Source organism: Streptomyces sp. NPDC104096 (assembly GCF_055584385.1).
Genome location: NZ_JBVJMD010000125.1, coordinates 1 through 6,791, shown reverse-complemented (window position 1 = coordinate 6,791; position 6,791 = coordinate 1). Strand labels below are relative to the sequence as shown.

Genomic DNA, 6,791 nt, shown 5'->3' with positions numbered 1-6,791 from the left:
TCTTTATGGTTCTTGGCGGCGGAGCGCACCATGGTCGGGCCGCCGATATCGATATTTTCGACCGCGTCTTCCAGCGAGCAATCTGGGCGCGCCACGGTTTGGGCGAACGGGTACAGATTGACGACCACCATGTCGATAGGCTGGATGTCATGCTGATTCATGACCGCGTCGTCCTGGCCGCGGCGGCCGAGGATACCGCCGTGAACTTTCGGGTGCAGGGTCTTAACTCGTCCGTCCATCATCTCCGGGAAGCCGGTGTAGTCGGAAACTTCGGTAACGGGCAGACCGGCGTCTGCCAGCAGGCGGGCGGTGCCGCCGGTGGAGAGCAGTTCAACGCCGCGCTGGGAAAGCGCTTCGGCGAATTCAACGATACCGGCTTTGTCAGACACGCTGAGCAGGGCCCGGCGGATTGGACGAGGTTGTTGCATGGTTTTATCCCTTGGCTTTGAGTCGCAATTAAAGAGCGTTACGTGAATGTCCACCTCGTTCTCTCTATAAGGAAGGGTTTTTTGCCTTATAAAGGGAGGGTCAGGCACATATTCAGGTAGCGCCCCCATAAAAAGGGGGATCGTTTCGTCGCGGGGAATTGTAGCGAAAACGTTTGCGTGGCGCTCGTAAATTTTCCGTGCAAATCGCATCTGTGGATAACACTGTGCGCAAGTGGGTATAAGGCGGGGTTTTGCTGTGGAATGCAGCGAACGATCGTTTTTGCTGAAAATACCTGTTGCGGCCTGCGAGGAACTCCCTATAATGCGCCTCCATCGACACGGAACATGTGAACAACTTCACAGAGTATCCGGGGGTCGCAGAGAAAAAATCCTGAAAATTAGGGTTGACTCTGAAAGAGGAAAGCGTAATATACGCCACCTCGAGTTAGCAAGCGAAAGCGCCTAACTCACTGCTCTTTAACAATTTATCAGACAATCTGTGTGGGCACTCCACAAGACGATATCCAGCATCTTCGGATGCAAAAAAATATCAAGTCTTGAAGAGTGACTAACTGAAGTAAAATTCATGCAGTAAATCTTTGAGCATCGCTTCTCGAGTGGAAGCAAATCAAGCTTTTAATTGAAGAGTTTGATCATGGCTCAGATTGAACGCTGGCGGCAGGCTTAACACATGCAAGTCGAGCGGTAGCACAGGGGAGCTTGCTCCCTGGGTGACGAGCGGCGGACGGGTGAGTAATGTCTGGGAAACTGCCTGATGGAGGGGGATAACTACTGGAAACGGTAGCTAATACCGCATAACGTCGCAAGACCAAAGAGGGGGACCTTCGGGCCTCTTGCCATCAGATGTGCCCAGATGGGATTAGCTAGTAGGTGGGGTAATGGCTCACCTAGGCGACGATCCCTAGCTGGTCTGAGAGGATGACCAGCCACACTGGAACTGAGACACGGTCCAGACTCCTACGGGAGGCAGCAGTGGGGAATATTGCACAATGGGCGCAAGCCTGATGCAGCCATGCCGCGTGTGTGAAGAAGGCCTTCGGGTTGTAAAGCACTTTCAGCGAGGAGGAAGGTGGTGAACTTAATACGTTCATCAATTGACGTTACTCGCAGAAGAAGCACCGGCTAACTCCGTGCCAGCAGCCGCGGTAATACGGAGGGTGCAAGCGTTAATCGGAATTACTGGGCGTAAAGCGCACGCAGGCGGTTTGTTAAGTCAGATGTGAAATCCCCGGGCTCAACCTGGGAACTGCATTTGAAACTGGCAAGCTAGAGTCTCGTAGAGGGGGGTAGAATTCCAGGTGTAGCGGTGAAATGCGTAGAGATCTGGAGGAATACCGGTGGCGAAGGCGGCCCCCTGGACGAAGACTGACGCTCAGGTGCGAAAGCGTGGGGAGCAAACAGGATTAGATACCCTGGTAGTCCACGCTGTAAACGATGTCGATTTGGAGGTTGTGCCCTTGAGGCGTGGCTTCCGGAGCTAACGCGTTAAATCGACCGCCTGGGGAGTACGGCCGCAAGGTTAAAACTCAAATGAATTGACGGGGGCCCGCACAAGCGGTGGAGCATGTGGTTTAATTCGATGCAACGCGAAGAACCTTACCTACTCTTGACATCCAGAGAACTTAGCAGAGATGCTTTGGTGCCTTCGGGAACTCTGAGACAGGTGCTGCATGGCTGTCGTCAGCTCGTGTTGTGAAATGTTGGGTTAAGTCCCGCAACGAGCGCAACCCTTATCCTTTGTTGCCAGCGGTTCGGCCGGGAACTCAAAGGAGACTGCCAGTGATAAACTGGAGGAAGGTGGGGATGACGTCAAGTCATCATGGCCCTTACGAGTAGGGCTACACACGTGCTACAATGGCATATACAAAGAGAAGCGACCTCGCGAGAGCAAGCGGACCTCATAAAGTATGTCGTAGTCCGGATTGGAGTCTGCAACTCGACTCCATGAAGTCGGAATCGCTAGTAATCGTAGATCAGAATGCTACGGTGAATACGTTCCCGGGCCTTGTACACACCGCCCGTCACACCATGGGAGTGGGTTGCAAAAGAAGTAGGTAGCTTAACCTTCGGGAGGGCGCTTACCACTTTGTGATTCATGACTGGGGTGAAGTCGTAACAAGGTAACCGTAGGGGAACCTGCGGTTGGATCACCTCCTTACCTAAAGATATTGATTCGAGTGGCGTGCTCACACAGATTGTCTGATGAAAAAGTAATGAGCAAACAAAACCTTGTGGTATAGGTAAGTGCCGGGAGATTTGTGACTGTCCAGTGCAGTGACAAACGACAATGGCGCTCGATTTTTCACGAAAAATCTCACCTTTACCCGAAATTATCGAATCGGTGATTCGATAAGCCAATTTCGGGTCCCCATCGTCTAGAGGCCTAGGACACTGCCCTTTCACGGCTGTAACAGGGGTTCGAATCCCCTTGGGGACGCCATTCCGATAATGAGTGAAAGACATTATCACCGGTTAGCGATAACCGAAAAAATCTTAAAGATGACTTGCGAGTCATGTTTAAGATATTGCTCTTTAACAATCTGGAACAAGCTGAAAATTGAAACATGACGGCTGAAATTTATCCCTCCGTAGATGTACTGGGATGAAGAGTAACCTGTCATAGAGTCTCTCAAATGTTTGCAGCACGAACGATGGAAACATCTTCGGGTTGTGAGGTTAAGTGACTAAGCGTACACGGTGGATGCCTAGGCAGTCAGAGGCGATGAAGGGCGTGCTAATCTGCGAAAAGCGTCGGTAAGGTGATATGAACCGTTATAACCGGCGATACCCGAATGGGGAAACCCAGTGTGTTTCGACACACTATCATGTCATGAATACATAGTGGCATGAGGCGAACCGGGGGAACTGAAACATCTAAGTACCCCGAGGAAAAGAAATCAACCGAGATTCCCCCAGTAGCGGCGAGCGAACGGGGAGGAGCCCAGAACCTGAATCGGCTTGTGTGTTAGTGGAAGCGTCTGGAAAGTCGCGCAGCAAAGGGTGATAGCCCCGTACACTAAAATGCACAGGTCGTGAGTTCGATGAGTAGGGCGGGACACGTGACATCCTGTCTGAATATGGGGGGACCATCCTCCAAGGCTAAATACTCCTGACTGACCGATAGTGAACCAGTACCGTGAGGGAAAGGCGAAAAGAACCCCGGCGAGGGGAGTGAAATAGAACCTGAAACCGTGTACGTACAAGCAGTGGGAGCACCTTCGTGGTGTGACTGCGTACCTTTTGTATAATGGGTCAGCGACTTATATTTTGTAGCAAGGTTAACCGTATAGGGGAGCCGTAGGGAAACCGAGTCTTAACTGGGCGATTAGTTGCAAGGTATAGACCCGAAACCCGGTGATCTAGCCATGGGCAGGTTGAAGGTTGGGTAACACTAACTGGAGGACCGAACCGACTAATGTTGAAAAATTAGCGGATGACTTGTGGCTGGGGGTGAAAGGCCAATCAAACCGGGAGATAGCTGGTTCTCCCCGAAAGCTATTTAGGTAGCGCCTCGTGAACTCATCTTCGGGGGTAGAGCACTGTTTCGGCTAGGGGGCCATCCCGGCTTACCAAACCGATGCAAACTCCGAATACCGAAGAATGTTATCACGGGAGACACACGGCGGGTGCTAACGTCCGTCGTGAAGAGGGAAACAACCCAGACCGCCAGCTAAGGTCCCAAAGTCATGGTTAAGTGGGAAACGATGTGGGAAGGCATAGACAGCCAGGATGTTGGCTTAGAAGCAGCCATCATTTAAAGAAAGCGTAATAGCTCACTGGTCGAGTCGGCCTGCGCGGAAGATGTAACGGGGCTAAACCATGCACCGAAGCTGCGGCAGCGACGCTTAGGCGTTGTTGGGTAGGGGAGCGTTCTGTAAGCCGTTGAAGGTGGCCTGTGAGGGTTGCTGGAGGTATCAGAAGTGCGAATGCTGACATAAGTAACGATAAAGCGGGTGAAAAGCCCGCTCGCCGGAAGACCAAGGGTTCCTGTCCAACGTTAATCGGGGCAGGGTGAGTCGACCCCTAAGGCGAGGCTGAAAAGCGTAGTCGATGGGAAACAGGTTAATATTCCTGTACTTGGTGTTACTGCGAAGGGGGGACGGAGAAGGCTAGGCTAGCCGGGCGACGGTTGTCCCGGTTTAAGCGTGTAGGGGGTGTGACCTGGTAAATCCGGTTGCATACTAACCCTGAGGCGTGATGACGATGCACTACGGTGCAGAAGTAGTTGATGCCCTGCTTCCAGGAAAATCCTCTAAGCATCAGGTAACATTAAATCGTACCCCAAACCGACACAGGTGGTCAGGTAGAGAATACCAAGGCGCTTGAGAGAACTCGGGTGAAGGAACTAGGCAAAATGGTGCCGTAACTTCGGGAGAAGGCACGCTGGCATGTAGGTGAAGTCCCTCGCGGATGGAGCTGAAGCCAGTCGAAGATACCAGCTGGCTGCAACTGTTTAATAAAAACACAGCACTGTGCAAACACGAAAGTGGACGTATACGGTGTGACGCCTGCCCGGTGCTGGAAGGTTAATTGATGGGGTCAGCCGCAAGGCGAAGCTCTTGATCGAAGCCCCAGTAAACGGCGGCCGTAACTATAACGGTCCTAAGGTAGCGAAATTCCTTGTCGGGTAAGTTCCGACCTGCACGAATGGCGTAATGATGGCCAGGCTGTCTCCACCCGAGACTCAGTGAAATTGAACTCGCTGTGAAGATGCAGTGTACCCGCGGCAAGACGGAAAGACCCCGTGAACCTTTACTATAGCTTGACACTGAACATTGAGCCTTGATGTGTAGGATAGGTGGGAGGCTTTGAAGCGTGGACGCCAGTCTGCGTGGAGCCATCCTTGAAATACCACCCTTTAATGTTTGATGTTCTAACTCGGCCCCATAATCTGGGGTGAGGACAGTGTCTGGTGGGTAGTTTGACTGGGGCGGTCTCCTCCCAAAGAGTAACGGAGGAGCACGAAGGTTAGCTAATCACGGTCGGACATCGTGAGGTTAGTGCAAAGGCATAAGCTAGCTTGACTGCGAGAGTGACGGCTCGAGCAGGTACGAAAGTAGGTCTTAGTGATCCGGTGGTTCTGAATGGAAGGGCCATCGCTCAACGGATAAAAGGTACTCCGGGGATAACAGGCTGATACCGCCCAAGAGTTCATATCGACGGCGGTGTTTGGCACCTCGATGTCGGCTCATCACATCCTGGGGCTGAAGTAGGTCCCAAGGGTATGGCTGTTCGCCATTTAAAGTGGTACGCGAGCTGGGTTTAGAACGTCGTGAGACAGTTCGGTCCCTATCTGCCGTGGGCGTTGGAAGATTGAGAGGGGTTGCTCCTAGTACGAGAGGACCGGAGTGAACGCACCACTGGTGTTCGGGTTGTCATGCCAATGGCATTGCCCGGTAGCTAAGTGCGGAAAAGATAAGCGCTGAAAGCATCTAAGCGCGAAACTTGCCTCAAGATGAGTCTTCCCTGGGCCTTTAAGGTCCCTGAAGGAACGTTTAAGACTAAGACGTTGATAGGCTGGGTGTGTAAGTGCAGCGATGCATTGAGCTAACCAGTACTAATGATCCGTGAGGCTTAACCTTACAACACCGAAGGTGTTTTTAGAGAGATTTTCAGCGAAGTTCCGAGATTGGTTCTGATGGCTTCATGGAAGTGAGGCGGTTGGAATGAAACAGAATTTGCCTGGCGGCAATAGCGCGGTGGTCCCACCTGACCCCATGCCGAACTCAGAAGTGAAACGCCGTAGCGCCGATGGTAGTGTGGGGTCTCCCCATGCGAGAGTAGGACACTGCCAGGCATCAAATAAAGCCGAAAGCCCTGAACTGACGTTCAGGGCTTTTTGCTATGCGTAAAACGTAAAAAAGCGCAGCTACGCTGCGCCTTTCAACCACTCGACAATAAAATCGGCGATGCTTTCCGGCTGATTGAGATCCAACGGCTTAGCCGTGATGGATAGCGGTCGGTCGCTGGCTACCGCCACGACAAACTGATCCAGCATGTCTTCTAGCGGCCTACCGATCTCGGCCCGATAAAGCAGGATCTTGCTGACCGGCTCATGTTTGAACCCTTCCACCAGAATCAAGTCGACCTTATCGGCATCAAAACGCTCTGCCAGGTAGCGTAGATCCAAAGGTTGTTGCTCCGGCGTTTCGGTCATCAATGCCCAGCGGCGATCGCTGGCGACCAACGTTTGGTCGGCACCCGCTTTGCGCAGCTCATAGCTGTCTTTACCCGGTGTATCCACATCCATATCGTGGTGCGTATGCTTTATCAGCCCAACCCGCACCTGGCGCTGTTTCAGCAGCGGGATCAGCTGTTTGAGCAAGGTGGTTTTTCCCGTTC

1 protein-coding gene, 1 tRNA gene, 3 rRNA genes and 1 pseudogene are annotated in these 6,791 nt (G+C 52.4%); 4 read left to right on the top strand and 2 right to left on the bottom strand.

All coding sequences use genetic code 11. The annotated features are described in order from the left end of the window. A pseudogene (locus tag ACZ60B_RS42345) lies at positions 1 to 482 on the bottom strand (hypothetical protein); the annotation flags it as partial. Between the two features lie 583 nt (positions 483 to 1,065). Here ACZ60B_RS42345 and ACZ60B_RS42340 point away from each other — a divergent pair. The 4 genes from ACZ60B_RS42340 (at position 1,066) to rrf (ending at position 6,246) form a co-directional block, all read left to right on the top strand. Beyond that, positions 1,066 to 2,607: ribosomal RNA gene (locus tag ACZ60B_RS42340) — 16S ribosomal RNA — on the top strand. A 206-nt stretch (positions 2,608 to 2,813) separates the two neighbouring features. Continuing rightward, positions 2,814 to 2,889, top strand: a tRNA-Glu gene (locus ACZ60B_RS42335). A gap of 234 nt (positions 2,890 to 3,123) precedes the next feature. Beyond that, positions 3,124 to 6,031: ribosomal RNA gene (locus tag ACZ60B_RS42330) — 23S ribosomal RNA — on the top strand. A gap of 99 nt (positions 6,032 to 6,130) precedes the next feature. Next, positions 6,131 to 6,246: ribosomal RNA gene (gene rrf, locus ACZ60B_RS42325) — 5S ribosomal RNA — on the top strand. The 16S, 23S and 5S rRNA genes sit together here with 1 tRNA gene alongside, the layout of an rRNA operon. A 72-nt stretch (positions 6,247 to 6,318) precedes the next feature. Here rrf and mobB read toward each other — a convergent pair. After that, positions 6,319 to 6,791: molybdopterin-guanine dinucleotide biosynthesis protein MobB (gene mobB, locus ACZ60B_RS42320; RefSeq protein WP_469397263.1), on the bottom strand; the 473-nt coding region annotated here is incomplete at its 5' end.